Source organism: Kitasatospora sp. NPDC048715 (assembly GCF_043198905.1).
Classification (GTDB): Bacteria; Actinomycetota; Actinomycetes; order Streptomycetales; family Streptomycetaceae; genus Kitasatospora; species Kitasatospora lactacystinica.
Window position 1 is genome coordinate 86,450 of record NZ_JBICVH010000014.1, and the last position, 12,475, is coordinate 98,924.

The following is a 12,475-nucleotide window of genomic DNA, read 5'->3' on the forward strand; positions in this document are numbered from 1 at the left end:
ACATGCCCAAGGGTGTCCCCGAGAGCGTCCCCGACGACGGCCTGACGACCCGTCAGCGCCGCACACTGCCGATCACCGCCGTGCACACCGGCCCCGGCAAGGGCAAGTCCACGGCCGCGTTCGGCATGGCGCTGCGGGCCTGGAACCAGGGCTGGCCGGTCGGGGTGTTCCAGTTCGTGAAGTCCGCCAAGTGGAAGGTCGGCGAGGAGAACGCGCTGCGCGTGCTCGGCGCCTCCGGCGAGGGCGGCACCGTCGACTGGCACAAGATGGGCTCCGGCTGGTCCTGGATCCAGCGCTCCGCCGAGCAGGAGATGTCCAGCGAGGAGGCGGCCAAGGAGGGCTGGGAGCAGGTCAAGCGGGACCTCGCGGCCGAGACCTACCGCTTCTACGTGCTGGACGAGTTCACCTACCCGATGCACTGGGGGTGGGTCGACCCGGACGAGGTGGTGGCCGTGCTCAAGGACCGTCCGGGCAGTCAGCACGTCGTCATCACCGGCCGGTACGCGCCCGAGGCGCTGACCGGATTCGCCGACCTGGTCACCGAGATGACCAAGGTCAAGCACCCCATGGACGCCGGCCGCAAGGGCCAGCGCGGTATCGAGTGGTAGGCCGTTGAGCACCGTCCCCCGCCTCGTCGTCGCCGCGCCCTCCTCGGGCGCCGGCAAGACCACCGTCGCCACCGGCCTGATCGCGGCGCTCGCCGCGCGCGGGCTGGCGGTGTCGCCGCACAAGGTCGGCCCCGACTACATCGACCCGGGCTACCACGCGCTCGCCGCCGGGCGCCCGGGCCGCAACCTGGACGCCTTCCTGTGCGGGCCGGAGCGGATCGCACCGCTGTTCCTGCACGGCGCGGCGGGGGCGGACGTCGCGGTGGTCGAGGGGGTCATGGGCCTGTTCGACGGGGCCTCCGGGCGCGGGGAGCTGGCCTCCACCGCGCACGTCTCCAAGCTGCTGCGGGCGCCGGTGGTGCTGGTGGTGGACGGCTCCTCGCAGTCCCGCTCGGTGGCCGCGCTGGTGCACGGCTTCGCCTCCTGGGACCCGCAGGTGCGGCTCGCCGGAGTGATCCTCAACCGGGTCGCCTCCGACCGGCACGAGCAGCTCCTGCGCGAGGCCCTGGAGGAGGGCTCCGGCGTGCCGGTGCTGGGCGCGCTGCGCCGCTCCGCGGCGGTCGCCACGCCGTCCCGCCACCTCGGGCTGATCCCGGCGGTGGAGCGCTCGGCGCAGGCCCTGCGGGCGGTCGCCGACATGGGTGAACTGGTGGCCTCCTCGGTCGACCTGGACGCCCTGCTCGAACTCGCCCGGACGGCACCGGACCTGGACGCCGAACCGTGGGACCCGTCGGCCGAGGTCACCCCGGTGGCCGGCCGGCCGCGGATCGCGGTGGCGGGCGGCGCGGCCTTCTCCTTCTCGTACGCCGAGAACGCCGAACTGCTCGGCGCGGCGGGCGCGGAGGTGGTCCCGTTCGACCCGCTGCACGCCTCGTCGCTGCCCGAGAACACGGCCGGCCTGGTGATCGGCGGCGGCTTCCCGGAGCTGTACGTGCGCGAGTTGAGCGGCAACGCCGAACTTCGCGCCGCCATCGCCGGGTTCGCCGCCGCGGGCGGGCCGATCGCCGCCGAGTGCGCCGGACTGCTCTACCTGGGGCGGGAGTTGGACGGCCTGCCGATGTGCGGCGTGCTGGCCACCGACGCCCGGATGACCGAGCGGCTCACCCTCGGCTACCGGGAGGCGGTCGCCCTGCACGACTCCCCGCTGGGCCCGGCCGGCACCAGGCTGCGCGGCCACGAGTTCCACCGCACGGTCTGCGAACCCGGGGCGGGCGAACTCCCGGCCTGGGGCTGGCGCCTTCCCACCGGCCCCCGCACCGAGGGCTTCGCGGGCGGCAACGTGCACGCCTCCTACCTGCACCTGCACTGGGCGGGCGCACCGGCGCTGGCGTCCTCCTTCACGGCCGCGGCGGCGGACTTCGCGGCCAGGGCGGGCTTCGCGGCGGGAGCGGGCTTCGCGGCGGGAGCGGCCGGAGGCGTGCAGTCCGCGGCTCGTCCCGCCCCCTGGGGCACCCCCGGATAACGCGGCGACGCCGCGGGGTGTGCGGCCATAGGCTCCGCCCATGCATGTGATCGTTCTCAACGGCGGGTCCAGCTCCGGCAAGTCGAGCATCGCCCGGCGCCTGCAGGAAGTTCTGCCGGACCCGTGGCTGCACCTCGGCGCGGACACCATGGTCGACGCACTGCCGGCGTCGTTGCGCGACGGCGGCGAGGGGATCGGCGGGCTGGAGGGCGGGAACGGGACGGTCGAGGTCGGCCCGGTCTTCGCCGCGCTGGACGCCGCCTGGACGCTCGGGGTGGCGGCGATGGCCCGGGCCGGGGCGCGGATCGTGGTGGACGAGGTGTTCCTCGGCGGCGCCGCTTCGCAGGCCCGGTGGCGGGCGGCGCTGGAGGGTCTGGACGTGCTCTGGGTCGGGGTGCGCTGCGATCCTGCGGTGGCCGCGGCGCGAGAGGCCGCGCGCGGCGACCGGGCGGCCGGAATGGCCGCCGCGCAGGCCTCGGCGGTGCACCAGGGCGTCGCCTACGACCTGGTCGTCGACACCTCGCGGGCCTCGGTGGACGACTGCGCCCGGCTCGTCGCCGGGCGGGTGGCGTCCGACGGTTGAGCCGCCGCCGGCCGGGCGGTACCGTCCGCCGGGCGCTGCTCCGGGCCGATGGCCGGCGCGCGGGTGACGACGGCGGCGAGCGCCGGGTCGACGACCCGGACCGCCGCCGGCGCCGCCGGATCCCGGGCCTAACGGTCGAGCAGCACGGCGAGGTAGCGGTCGATCTCCTCGCGCAGCTCCTCGGGCATCGGCACGTGCCAGTGCCCGCTGCCGGCCGTCGCGTTGAACAGCACGCCGTCGCACCAGCGGATCAACCGGCGGGAGTCCCCCGTCGGGTCGCCCGAACCGGCGGCGGCGAGCAGCTCGGCGGCGCGCTGGGCGAAGCGCGCGCCCAGCCGGTCGTAGAGGGAGCGCAGCTCGGGCCTGCGGGTGGCCTCCAGGGCGAGCTCCAGGCGGGCCAAGGTGATCCGGCGGCCGCCTGTGAGCGCCTGGAAGAGCACCTCGGCGCCGACCTCGGCCAGCAGCTCGCGCGGCGGAACAGCAACCACCGGCAGCTCGCCCTCGACGAGGACCGGGTAGTCGGCGGTCTCCCGCTCGACGATCCGGGTGAGCACGAGCTCCAGCAGGGCGGCCCTGGTCCGGGCGAGGTTGGAGGTCGAGCCGGCGGGCAGGCCGGACGCGTCGTCCACGGCGCGGTGGGTGAGCCCGCGCAGGCCGGCGTCGGCGATCAGGTCGATGGCGGCGTCGGCGATCAGGGTCGGGCGCGGGGGTGTCATGGGTCCGATCATGGCCTTTCCGAAGAGGCTCCCCCAACTCACTACAGCCGTAGTTTACGACTCACTACACGTGTAGTACCGTTCGGTGCGCCGGACACTACACCTGTAGTGGCCAGAGCGCGCGAGAAGAGGAGCTCCCTCATGGGCCTGCACCAGGCGATCGTCATCGGCGGCGGCATCGGTGGCCTCGCCGCCGCCCTCGCCCTCCACCGACAGGGCGTCCCCGTCCGCGTCCACGAGCGCGCCGACTCCCTCGAACCCGTCGGCGCCGGACTCGCCCTGGCCCCCAACGCCCTGCGCTGCCTCGACCGGCTCGGCATCGGCGGGCACCTGCGCGCCCTCGCCACCCCGCACCCCGCCGTCGGCCTGCGCCACCCCTCCGGCCGCTGGCTCGTCCGCACCAGCACGTCCGCCTTCGAGGCCCGCTTCGGCGACACCATCGCCGCCGTCGCCCGCGCCGACGTCATCACCGCCCTGGTCGACGCGCTCCCGGAGGGCACCGTCCGCACCGGCTCGCCCGCCACCCTCGTCACCCCCGGCAGCACGACCGGGCCCGCCGTCGTCCGCACCGCCGACGGGGAGGAGACGGCCGACCTGGTCGTCGCCGCCGACGGCATCCACTCCGCGACCCGGAGCCTGCTCTTCCCCCGGCACCCCGGCCCCCGCTACAGCGGGTTCACCACCTGGCGCACCATCGTCACCCCCGGCCGCCTCCCGGCCGCCGCCGGCGAGGTGTGGGGCCGCGGGAAGCTCGCCGGAATCGTCCCGCTCGCCGACGGCCGGGTCTACGTGTACGGCGCCGCCCTCGCCCCGGCCGGTGAACGGGCCGCCGACGGGGACGAGCGGGCCGAACTCCTGCGCCGGTACGGCGACTGGTGCGCCCCCGTACCGCAACTGTTCGCCCTGGCCGAGCCCGAGCGGGTCCTGCGCCACGACGTCCGGGACCTCGCCGACCCGCTGCCCGCCCACCACCACGGCCGGGTCGCCCTCCTCGGCGACGCCGCCCACGCGATGTGCCCCTTCCAGGGCCAGGGCGCCTGCCAGGCCATCGAGGACGCCCTCGTCCTGGCCTCCCCGCTCACCCCCGGCACCGACCCCGCCGCCGCCCTGCCCGCCTACACCGCCGCCCGGCTCCCCCGCACCACCGCCGTCGTCGCCGGCTCCCGCCGCATCGGCGACCTCGTCGCCCTCCGCTCCCCCGCCGCCGCCTTCCTGCGCACCACCGCCCTCACCCTCGCCGGCCTGCTCCCCGCCCGCGCCCTGCTGAGCCGCGCGGCCCGGACGTACAACTGGCGGCCGCCGACCCCGGGCGGGGCGGCGTGAGGGGACCGCCCTCCGCCGCACACGTCCACCGAGCACGTCCGCCGCGGCTCTCGGAGCCGCGGCCGGGGCAGGCGCGGGGGCGGGGTCCGGGCGGCCGTCAGGCGAGCTTGCCGAAGGTGCCGTCGAGCGGGTCGGACCGGTGGCAGGCGACGCAGCGCAGCCGGGTGTAGATCGCCACCGCGCCCATGAAGACGTCCTCGCGCCCGTCGGCCGGGGACTCGGAGGAGGCCGGCTCCCCGCAGTCCAGGCAGACGCGGCGGGGGCGGGCGGCGACCGAGCAGGCGCGGCAGATCAGGTGGGTCGGGTGTTCCGCGTGCACGACGACGGGCTGGGGGCCGCCGTGCAGCAGGTGGTCGCACCACGTGCAGGACTCGTCCTGCTGGGCCGCCAGCATCCGGGCCCGGGTCTCCTGCTGCCACTTCGCCGCGTGCTGCAGCGGCACCCTGACGGGCGGCCCCCACCCGGAGGCGGTGAGCCACCGGGCGCCCTCCGCGCCGGCGGCCCGCAGCTGGTCGTCGACGGCGATGTCCCTGGGCGTCTTCTCGTTCATCGGGGTCTCTCCTCCGCTGGGCTTCCGCAGAGGACAACGCGGCCGGGACACGGCCGGACACGCGGCGCGGCGCACCCGGCCCCGGTTCAGAGGAGCGGCTCGGTGTCCCCGTGCGCGATGAGCAGCTTGCGCAGCAGGGCGTCGAGCCGGGTGCGCTCGTCCGCGTCGAGGGCCGAGAGGATGCGTTCCTCGTTGCCGACGTGGCCGGCCAGGGCGCCGTCGATCAGCTCCTTGCCGGCCGGGGTGAGGCGGACCAGGACGGCGCGGCGGTCGCTCGGGCACGGGTTGCGCTCGACCAGGCCCTTGGCGGACAGCCGGTCGACCCGGTTGGTGATGGCGCCGGAGGTGACCATCGCGGACTTGAGCAGCGCGCGGGCGTTGAGCTCGTACGGCTCCCCGGAGCGGCGCAGCGTGGCCAGCACGTCGAACTCGGAGGAGTCCAGGCCGCAGGCGGTGAAGTACTCGCGCAGGGCGTTGTCGACCCGGACGTTGAGCCGTCGGAGCCGGCCGATCAGGGCCATGGGCCCGGCGTCCAGGTCGGGGCGGGCCCGGGCCCACTGCTCGACGATGTCGTCCACGGTGTCGCGCTGCTGCATGTCCGCCGCCCTCCCGGGGCCGTCCGTTCCGAAGCCTTCCGTCCAACACAGATATCTTAACATTCACATACTTGACGTTCTCCGATCCTGGGCGTAGAAAGTATCTCAACGTTCAGATAATCAACGTTCAGGGGGACGTCATGGCCGTCATGGACCGCAAGCGCGCGGGGATCGCCGTCACCGCCGCACTCGCCCCGGCCGCGTGGGGCACCACCTACCTCGTCACCACCCAGCTGCTGCCCGAGGGCCGCCCGCTGCTGCTCGCCGCCCTCCGCGCCCTGCCGGCCGGACTGCTCCTGCTGCTGATCGGCCGCCGACTTCCCAAGGGGCGCTGGTGGGGGCGCGCGGCCGCACTCGGGATGCTCAACATCGGGCTGTTCTTCCCGCTGATGTTCGTCGGCGCGTACCGCCTGCCCGGCGGCGTCGCCGCCACCATCGGGGCGATCCAGCCGCTGCTCGTCGCCGGGTTCTCGATCGGCGTGCTGCGGGTGCGGCCCGGACGGCGGGCGGTGATCGCGGGACTGGTCGGGGTCGGCGGAGTGGCCCTGCTGGTGCTCAAGAGCGGCGCCCGGCTGGACGGCGTCGGGATCGCCTCGATGGTCGCCGGGATCTCCCTGATGGCCATGGGCACCGTCCTCACCCGCCGCTGGGGCCGCCCCGAGGGCGCCACCCTGCTCGACCTCACCGCCTGGCAGCTCCTGGCCGGCTCGGTCTTCCTCGTGCCGCTCGCCGCCGTGGTCGAGGGCGCGCCGCCCGCCCTCAGCGCCGCCAACCTGGCCGGCTTCGCCTACCTCGGCCTGTTCGGCACCGCGCTCGGCTACTTCCTCTGGTTCCGCGGCATCGAGCACCTCGGCGCCGGCCCGGCATCCTTCCTCGGCCTGATCAACCCGGTCGTCGCCACCCTCGGCGGCCTCGTCGTCCTCGGCCAGACCCTCACCCCCTGGCAGCTCCTCGGCCTTCTCCTCGCCCTCGCCGCCATGCTCGTCGGCCAGGCCCCCGCCCGCCGCACCCCGGCACCGGCACCGGCACCGGCACCGGCACCGACCACCGCGCCCACCCCCCGGCCCGAACCGGCCACCGCCCGCTGACCGGGCTCCTCCCCCAGGCCGGCATCTCCCTGAACGCCTGCGCCCCGCCGTCCCGGCGGGGCGCAGGCGTGTTCGGCGGGCGGCGAGCGACGACGGACGGGCCGCGCGGACGGCGGAACCCGGCCCCCGGGCGGCGGGTCAGCCGGTGGCGCGGATGTAGATGTCGGCGGCGCCGGGCAGGCCGCCGGGGATGGTGGCGACGTAGATGCGGCGGGCGGTGGGGGCGTGGGTGGGGAGGTCGGTGGGGGTCGGGGTGGGGGTGGGGGTCCAGGTCGGGGTGGGGAGCGGGGCGGGGGCGGGGTCGTCGGGGGTGGGCTCGTCCGGGGCGGCCGCGGGGGCCGGTTCGACGGTGGGGTCCTCGGGGTCGGCATCGGGGTCGCCGGGGTCCGGGGCGGCGGCGGTCGGGTCGGAGGGCCCGGCCGGGCCGGTGGGCTCGGCGTCCGGGGACGGGCTCTCGGTGGGCACGGCGGCGGGGTCGGCGGTGGCGGACGGGCCGGGCGCGGGCGTCGGAGCGGACTCGGGGAGCTCCGGGGCCTCGGCCGGCTCGTCGCCGCCGAGGGCGGCGAGCAGGTCGGCCGGGAGCGGGGCGGCCGGCCCGGGCGAGGGGAGGTCGTAGGCACTGAGGAAGTCACCGAGGCCGGGGGCCCTGCCGCCGCCGAGGCGGTAGTGCAGGTAGGCGACCGGGGCGCCGCCGGAGGTGTGGGTGTAGACGGCGCCGACCGGGACGTAGAAGCGGCCGACGCCGGGATGCTGGGACGGGTGCAGGCCGGCCAGGCGTTCGGCGCGGTCGCGGTCGGTCTCGCGGCCGGTGCCGCCGGCGGTGAGCGCGTTGACGCCGCGCACCACGAGGGCGGCGGCGACGGACACGCAGAGCACCAGCCCGACGGCGACGGTGCGCCGCAGGACCGGGCGGCCGTGCAGCGCGGGCCAGGAGTCGGTCACCGTGCGCTCGGGTGGAATGCCGTCCACGGTTGTCTCGCTCCCCCGTTCGTTCAGGACGCCTGATCAGGACGTCGCACTCTGCTCGACGTGGGACCGTAGCCGAGAGTTCCTCAGCCCAGGTAGGCGGGGGCGACCGCAGCCCTGGTGACCGGCTGCGCGCTGCCCGAACCGTCCGCCGGGACGGTCCACAGGTCGGCGCCGTAGTCGCCGGGCAGGGCGTAGACCAGGGTGCCCCCGCCGGACCAGAGCGCCTGGTCGTCGATGTTGCGCTGCTCGGCGGTGGCGGTCTCGGTCATGGTGGCGAGGTCGAGCACGTACAGCCGCCACGGGGCGTCGGCGGGCAGGCCGGGAGCGCGCTTCTTGTACGCGACGCGGGTGCCGTCCGGGGAGAGCGAGGGGCACTCGACGTTGTCGTGCAGGGTGGTGAGGGTGCGGGCGGCGAGGTCGCCGCGGACGAGGTGGGTCCGCCCGGCGCTGGCGAGGGTGGCGTAGAAGGTGGTGTCGTCGGCGAAGGTGACGCCCCAGATGTTGATGTCGTGCGCCTGGTACGGGTGGCCGTCCAGGACGACCGAGAAGTCCTCCAGGTTCTCCCGCAGGTTCCAGTCCCGGACGTCCACGATCGAGGTGCGGGTGGAGAAGTCGCTGCCCGCGTACGAGTCGCCGCTGACGAAGACCGTCCAGGCGGCGAGGTGCCCGGACGGGGAGACCCGGGAGCGGGTGGGGATGCCGGCCGCCGGGAACGAGCGGAGCTCGCGCAGGTGGTCGTCCAGGACGACGGCGCGGTAGGTGTCCTCCAGCGCGCCGTGCTGGGCCTGGAGGCAGATGCCGGTGCCGGCGGCGGCGTGGAAGCGCAGGCACTGGACGCCGGAGGCGGTGCGCGGGCCGTCGGGCCGATCAGCGGCGACGGAGGTGATCTCGTCCCGGTGCGGGCCCCAGGCCATGTTGCGGAACAACAGCTGTCGTCCGCCGGACTGCACCTGTAGTGACACCGGGCCGGGCGTGACGGACGGCCCGCCGGGCTGGGCCTGGTCCCGGCGGGCGGTGCGGTCGGCGGCGTTGAGCACGGCCCCGGTGCCGACCGCGCCGAGCAGCACGACGGCGACCAGCAGGATGATCATCCTGGTGCGGTTCCGCAGGTTCATCGGGTCTCCTCCGGGGTCTTCGCGGCGACGGGTCCGGGCTGCTCCGCAACGGGGACGGGCTGACCGGCGGCGGGCCCGGGCCGCCCCGTGACGGGCCCGGCCGGCCCCGCGGCGGGTCCGGACGGGCGCAGCACCGCCGCCGCGCCGAGCACGCACAGCCCCAGCGCCCCCGCCGACCAGCCCAGCGCCGCCGGGCCGCCGACCACCCCCCACAGCGCGCCGAACAGCAGCGAGCAGGCGAACCGGGCCAGCGCCTGTCCGGTGCCGACCAGGGCGAGCCCGGCGCCGCGCTGCTCGGCGGGTACGGCGTCGGCGGCCGCGGCGGCGAGCACGCCGTCGGTGGCCGCGTAGAAGGTCCCGTGCAGCACCAGCACGCAGAGCACCGCCGGCAGCCCGCGCAGCGGTGACAGCAGCAGCCCGTACGCGAGCAGCAGCACCCCGTGCCCGGCGAGGAAGAGCCGGTGGCGGCCGATCCGGTCGGCGAGCGCGCCGAGCGGGACGGCGAGCAGCAGGAAGGCGGCGGCGGTGCCCAGCGGCAGCAGCGGGAAGAGGCCGACGGGCAGGTCCAGCCGGCGCTGGACGAGCAGGTAGAGGAAGGAGTCGCTGACGGTGGTGAGGCCGAGCAGGACGGCGCAGAGCGTCAGCCGGCGCAGCCCCGGCAGCCGCAGCAGGGTGAGGCTGTCGCGCAGCGAGGGGGCGGAAGTCGACAAGTCGTCACCCTGCTGCCGGTTCGGCACGAACAGCAGCAGGATCAGCACCCCGAGCGCCGCGACGCACGCGCTGACCGCGAACACCGCGTCGTAGCCGTGCCGCTCGCCGCCATCGGCGAGCAGCGGGCCGCCGGCCAGCCGCAGCACCAGGAACGCGGTGAGCGGCCCGAGCAGGGCGCCGGCCGTGTCCATCGCCCGGTGCACCCCGAACGCCCGGCCGCGGTGGGCGGGTTCGGTGGCGAGCGAGATCATCGCATCCCGGGGGGCGGTGCGCAGGCCCTTGCCGGTGCGGTCGACGGCGATCACGGCGCCGATCAGCGGCACGGTGTGGACGAACAGCAGCAGCGGCCGGCACAGCGCGGACAGCCCGTACCCGACGGCCGCGACGGTCTTGTGGCGGGCCGCGCCGTCGCGGCCGCGGCGGTCGGAGAGGTGGCCGCCGACCAGCCGGACCAGTGCGCTGAAGCCGTTCTGGATGCCGTCGAGCAGACCGAAGCCGAGCGGGGAGAGGCCGAGACCGGTGAGCAGGTAGAGCGGGAGGACGGCGGTGACCATCTCCGAGGAGATGTCGGTGACCAGGCTGACCGCACCGAGGGCGACCACCGCCCCGGGCACGGCGGCCCGCCGCACCGGGCCCGCGGCCGGCCCGGCGGTGGCCGGCGCGGCGGGGGACGGGCCGTCGGGGGTCGGCGCGGCGGGGGCCTTCGAGCTGCGCGAGTCCGCGACGTACACGGCCGTCAGTTCCGGATTCCGGTGCGGCCGACGGCGCCCGCGGAGCGCGGCCGGGGACGGGGCCGGGGGCGGCCGCCGGGGGCGAGGGTTCCGGGGGCGCGCAGTCGTGCGAAGGCCATGGGGTCCTCCGGAGGTCGGGGATTCCTGGGCGGGAGCGCCGAGAACAGTAGGAGCGCCGTGGTGTCGTGTACCGCACAACGCAGATGAAGAACAGGCGAACAGCTGCCGCGCCGCGGCGGACCCGGGGCGGACGGCGCGGACGGCGGACCCGGCACCGACGGAGGACCGGCGTCGGACGTCACACCCACCGCGATTGACCCGTTCCGGCCGGGCGTGGTGGGATCACCGGAGTTCGGGACGAAAGGTGCGGCACGTGAGCGAACCGGTCGCCGGCGCCCCCCGCACTCTGGTGGTGGGGATCGGCGCGAGCAGCGGCGCCGAACGGACCGAGGTCCTGCGACTGCTCACGGACACCCTCCGGGAGACCGGCCTGACGCCATCCGCCGTGGCCCGGCTGGCCACCGTGACGGGCAGGGCGGACCACCCGGCGGTGCGCTGGGCGGCCGACCACCTCGCCGGGGTGCCCGTGGACGAGCACCCGCCCGAGGTACTGGCGGGCGTGCCGGTGCCGAACCCCTCCGCCACCGTCGGTACGGCTGTCGGCACCGCAAGCGTGGCCGAGGCGGCGGCACTGGCGAGCGCGCCGGGCGGCCGGCTCGTGGTCACCAAGCGGAAGTCGGCGCGGGCCACGGTCGCGATCGCCCGGACGGCGGCGCGCGGACACCTCGCGCCGCTCGACGTGGACGCGGACCCGCCGCCACCGACCCCGGCACCGACCCCGACGCCGGCACCGACACCGACACCGGCCGCACAGCCGGCACCACCAGCCCCGACCGGCACCGGCCGAACCACCTGAGCCACCCGAGCCGCCCGAAACCCGAAGCACCCGCAAGGAGACCCCGCGTGACCGCCCCCGAACCCGACCTGCGCCACCACGGCGACGCCGAGGTGCGCGCCGACGGGCTCGGCCTGGTCGACCTCGCCGTCAACGTCCGCACCGGCACTCCCCCGGCATGGCTGCGCGAGCACCTCGCGGCCACCCTCGGCGACCTCGCCGCCTACCCCGACCAGAGCGCCGCTCGCGCCGCGGTGGCCGCCCGGCACGCCCGCCCGGTCGAGGAGGTGCTGCTCACCTCGGGGGCAGCGGAGGCCTTCGTCCTGCTGGCAAGGGTTCTGACTTCACGTCACATCGTCGTGGTGCACCCGCAGTTCACCGAACCGGAGGCGGCCCTGCGGGACGCCGGGCACCGGGTGCACCGGGTGCTGCTCTCCCCCGAGGACGGGTTCCGGCTGGGCGCCGTCCCCGAGGAGGCGGACCTGGTCGTCCTCGGCAATCCGACCAACCCGACCTCCGTGCTGCACCCCGCCGAGGCCGTCGCCGCACTGGCCCGACCCGGGCGCACCCTGGTGGTGGACGAGGCGTTCATGGACACCGTGCCGGGCGAGCGGGAGTCCCTCGCCTCCGTCCGGGATCTGCCCGGCCGGGTCGTCGTGCTGCGCAGCCTCACCAAGACCTGGGGGCTGGCCGGACTGCGGATCGGCTATGTGCTCGGGCCCGCCCCGCTGATCGCCGACCTCGGCGCCGCCCAGCCGCTCTGGCCGGTCTCCACCCCGGCACTGGCCGCCGCCGAGGTGTGCAGTGGCCCGGCGGCGCTCGCCGAGGCCGAGCTGGCCGCGGCCGAACTGGCGCTCCGGCGCGAGCACTTGGTGAAGGGCCTGGCCGCCTTCCCGTCGGTGCGGCTGCACGGCGAGCCGGCCGCTTCCTTCGTCCTGGTCCGGTTGCCGGATGCGGCGACCGTCCGGCAGCGGTTGCGCGAGCACGGCTTCGCCGTCCGGCGCGGGGACACCTTCCCGGGGCTGGGCGAGGAGTGGCTGCGGATCGCCGTCCGGGACGAGGAGACCATCGACCGATTCCTCAACGCCCTTGAGGCAGTGCTCGGTTCGGCCTGACCGGCGCGACACC

Annotated in this window: 13 protein-coding genes; 7 read left to right on the forward strand and 6 right to left on the reverse strand. The window is 76.1% G+C overall.

Annotated elements, in window-relative coordinates:
• Nucleotides 1-2: 2 nt before the first annotated feature.
• From cobO to cpt, 3 genes are read left to right on the forward strand one after another with little or no spacing between them, the layout of a single operon-like run.
• A complete protein-coding gene (gene cobO, locus ACGFSC_RS25315; RefSeq protein ID WP_049655361.1) occupies nt 3-608 on the forward strand; it encodes a cob(I)yrinic acid a,c-diamide adenosyltransferase in 606 nt (201 codons plus the stop codon).
• 4 nt (nt 609-612) lie between these two features.
• Entirely contained in the window at nt 613-2,070 is a 1,458-nt protein-coding gene (locus ACGFSC_RS25320; RefSeq protein WP_359903406.1) for a cobyrinate a,c-diamide synthase, read from the forward strand.
• Nucleotides 2,071-2,116: 46 nt separating this feature from the next.
• Entirely contained in the window at nt 2,117-2,653 is a 537-nt protein-coding gene (gene cpt, locus ACGFSC_RS25325; RefSeq protein WP_359903465.1) for a chloramphenicol phosphotransferase CPT, read from the forward strand.
• 128 nt (nt 2,654-2,781) lie between these two features.
• Here the strand turns inward: cpt and ACGFSC_RS25330 are convergent, their stop codons facing one another.
• Nucleotides 2,782-3,369: a TetR/AcrR family transcriptional regulator gene (locus ACGFSC_RS25330; protein WP_359903409.1), complete on the reverse strand. Its 588-nt coding sequence runs from the start codon at nt 3,367-3,369 to the stop codon at nt 2,782-2,784.
• A 141-nt stretch (nt 3,370-3,510) separates the two neighbouring features.
• On the opposite strand from ACGFSC_RS25330, the gene ACGFSC_RS25335 reads away from it, so the two are divergent.
• On the forward strand, nt 3,511-4,692 hold the full coding sequence (locus ACGFSC_RS25335; RefSeq protein ID WP_359903412.1) for an FAD-dependent monooxygenase: 1,182 nt from the start codon (nt 3,511-3,513) through the stop codon (nt 4,690-4,692).
• 97 nt (nt 4,693-4,789) lie between these two features.
• Here ACGFSC_RS25335 and ACGFSC_RS25340 read toward each other — a convergent pair whose 3' ends face one another.
• The gene (locus ACGFSC_RS25340) at nt 4,790-5,242 is read right to left on the reverse strand and encodes a hypothetical protein (protein ID WP_359903415.1); all 453 of its coding nucleotides are present in this window, start codon (nt 5,240-5,242) and stop codon (nt 4,790-4,792) included.
• Nucleotides 5,243-5,328: 86 nt separating this feature from the next.
• Nucleotides 5,329-5,838 (reverse strand): MarR family transcriptional regulator, encoded by a 510-nt coding sequence (locus ACGFSC_RS25345; protein ID WP_359903417.1) that lies wholly within the window; start codon nt 5,836-5,838, stop codon nt 5,329-5,331.
• 140 nt (nt 5,839-5,978) lie between these two features.
• Between ACGFSC_RS25345 and ACGFSC_RS25350 the strand changes: the two genes are divergently transcribed.
• Nucleotides 5,979-6,926 carry an EamA family transporter gene (locus ACGFSC_RS25350; protein ID WP_359903420.1) on the forward strand — a complete coding sequence of 316 codons (948 nt, stop codon included), beginning with the start codon at nt 5,979-5,981 and terminating at the stop codon, nt 6,924-6,926.
• Between the two features lie 138 nt (nt 6,927-7,064).
• Here ACGFSC_RS25350 and ACGFSC_RS25355 read toward each other — a convergent pair whose 3' ends face one another.
• The 3 genes from ACGFSC_RS25355 to ACGFSC_RS25365 all read right to left on the reverse strand — a co-directional run bounded on the left by ACGFSC_RS25355 (nt 7,065) and on the right by ACGFSC_RS25365 (nt 10,452).
• Nucleotides 7,065-7,895, reverse strand: coding sequence for a hypothetical protein (locus tag ACGFSC_RS25355; RefSeq protein WP_359903423.1), 831 nt, complete (start codon nt 7,893-7,895; stop codon nt 7,065-7,067).
• 83 nt (nt 7,896-7,978) lie between these two features.
• Nucleotides 7,979-9,010, reverse strand: a complete 1,032-nt coding sequence (locus tag ACGFSC_RS25360) for a TolB family protein (RefSeq protein ID WP_380354291.1) — start codon at nt 9,008-9,010, stop codon at nt 7,979-7,981.
• Nucleotides 9,007-10,452 (reverse strand): MFS transporter, encoded by a 1,446-nt coding sequence (locus ACGFSC_RS25365; protein ID WP_359903425.1) that lies wholly within the window; start codon nt 10,450-10,452, stop codon nt 9,007-9,009. The genes ACGFSC_RS25360 and ACGFSC_RS25365 overlap by 4 nt, the downstream gene beginning before the upstream one ends.
• 373 nt (nt 10,453-10,825) lie before the next feature.
• Here ACGFSC_RS25365 and ACGFSC_RS25370 point away from each other — a divergent pair, with 373 nt between their 5' ends.
• Both ACGFSC_RS25370 and cobC read left to right on the forward strand, forming a co-directional pair.
• Nucleotides 10,826-11,368 carry a cobalamin biosynthesis protein gene (locus tag ACGFSC_RS25370; protein WP_359903428.1) on the forward strand — a complete coding sequence of 181 codons (543 nt, stop codon included), beginning with the start codon at nt 10,826-10,828 and terminating at the stop codon, nt 11,366-11,368.
• A 47-nt stretch (nt 11,369-11,415) separates the two neighbouring features.
• Nucleotides 11,416-12,462, forward strand: coding sequence for an Rv2231c family pyridoxal phosphate-dependent protein CobC (gene cobC / locus ACGFSC_RS25375; protein WP_359903430.1), 1,047 nt, complete (start codon nt 11,416-11,418; stop codon nt 12,460-12,462).
• Nucleotides 12,463-12,475 lie beyond the last annotated feature (13 nt).

Excerpts from the sequence above, each read along its gene's own strand:
- cobO (WP_049655361.1), top strand. The coding sequence starts at position 3 with ATGCCCAAGGGTGTCCCCGAGAGCGTCCCCGACGACGGCCTGACGACC.
- ACGFSC_RS25330 (WP_359903409.1), bottom strand. The coding sequence starts at position 3,369 with ATGACACCCCCGCGCCCGACCCTGATCGCCGACGCCGCCATCGACCTG.
- ACGFSC_RS25335 (WP_359903412.1), top strand. The coding sequence starts at position 3,511 with ATGGGCCTGCACCAGGCGATCGTCATCGGCGGCGGCATCGGTGGCCTC.
- ACGFSC_RS25340 (WP_359903415.1), bottom strand. The coding sequence starts at position 5,242 with ATGAACGAGAAGACGCCCAGGGACATCGCCGTCGACGACCAGCTGCGG.
- ACGFSC_RS25345 (WP_359903417.1), bottom strand. The coding sequence starts at position 5,838 with ATGCAGCAGCGCGACACCGTGGACGACATCGTCGAGCAGTGGGCCCGG.
- ACGFSC_RS25350 (WP_359903420.1), top strand. The coding sequence starts at position 5,979 with ATGGCCGTCATGGACCGCAAGCGCGCGGGGATCGCCGTCACCGCCGCA.
- ACGFSC_RS25360 (WP_380354291.1), bottom strand. The coding sequence starts at position 9,010 with ATGAACCTGCGGAACCGCACCAGGATGATCATCCTGCTGGTCGCCGTC.